Here is an 803-nt window from a genome sequence, read left to right on the forward strand (position 1 = left end):
GTAATTCTTCTCGCAATGACGAAAAACCAATCCATGCAGGTAATACTGAGTTAAGGATGACATTATTCTATACTTCTTCCAAATTAATATTTCTTCAAAAATTTTCCATTAATATTTATTAGGTATATTATTATGATTCTTGTTATTGGTCTTGGTAATCCAGGAAAAGAGTATCAATATACGAGGCATAATATCGGATTTATTGCTATAGAGAAAATAGCAAACCAATATAATTCATCATTTAGTATAAAGAAAAAATTCAATTGTGAGATCGCTGAAACTATTAGTGATGGACAAAAGATAGTTTTTATAAAGCCCACTACCTATATGAACTTGTCCGGTAAGTCAGTGATATCGGTGAAAACATATTATAATATCCACTCCGCAAAAATCTTTGTTATTCATGATGATATTGATTTAGAAACAGGTAGAATAAAGTTTAAGCTTGGCGGCGGTAACGGCGGGCATAGCGGTTTAAAATCGATTGACGGAGTTATAGGTAATAATTATAACAGAATTAGGATTGGAGTCGGTAGACCGCAAAATAATCAGGATGTAGCAGATTACGTACTTAATAATTTCCTGAAATCCGAATATGCAACAGCAATGCAAGCTATAGATAAAATTACTGATAATTTTGATTTAATATTAGAGAATAAGTTAGAAGAATTTAAGAATAAGATAGTATAAAAATCGTCATTGCGAGAAAAAATTGAAAATTTTGACGAAGCAATCTCAGGAGTTTGTTATTATTTCATGAGATTGCCACGTCGCTTCGCTCCTCGCAATGACGACTGGGAGTC

General features: G+C 32.1%; 1 protein-coding gene. It reads left to right on the forward strand.

Annotated features, from left to right (window positions below; all coding sequences use genetic code 11):
- The first annotated feature begins 132 nt into the window (after positions 1-132).
- Positions 133-690, forward strand: a complete 558-nt coding sequence (gene pth / locus KYQ89_RS02200) for an aminoacyl-tRNA hydrolase (RefSeq protein WP_218460219.1) — start codon at positions 133-135, stop codon at positions 688-690.
- Positions 691-803: the final 113 nt, after the last annotated feature.

Origin of the sequence: Rickettsia sp. TH2014 (genome assembly GCF_019249195.1) — a bacterium.
In the GTDB taxonomy this organism is placed as follows: Bacteria; Pseudomonadota; Alphaproteobacteria; order Rickettsiales; family Rickettsiaceae; genus Rickettsia; species Rickettsia felis.